Raw genomic sequence first — 311 nt, forward strand, 5'->3', positions numbered from 1 at the left:
CATCCGTAGCTCAGCTGGATAGAGTACTCGGCTACGAACCGAGCGGTCGGAGGTTCGAATCCTCCCGGATGCACCATATTCTCCGAGATAACAGCGATGCTGTTGTTTCAAGGTCTGCGAGTTAATCGCAAGCACCAGGGAGGATAACGTTGCTTTAGCAACGGCCCGAAGGGCGAGGCGCAGCCGAGTAATCCTCCCGGATGCACCATTTACTATTTCTGAAAGCAGTTCCCTGATGCATCCGTAGCTCAGCTGGATAGAGTACTCGGCTACGAACCGAGCGGTCGGAGGTTCGAATCCTCCCGGATGCA

Annotated in this window: 1 tRNA gene; it reads left to right on the top strand. The window is 55.0% G+C overall.

Going from position 1 to position 311, the window contains the following annotated elements:
- The first annotated feature begins 237 nt into the window (after positions 1-237).
- A tRNA-Arg gene (locus IM291_RS21840) sits at positions 238-311 on the top strand.

Origin of the sequence: Enterobacter cloacae complex sp. P27C (genome assembly GCF_014895705.1) — a bacterium.
GTDB lineage: Bacteria > Pseudomonadota > Gammaproteobacteria > Enterobacterales > Enterobacteriaceae > Enterobacter > Enterobacter bugandensis.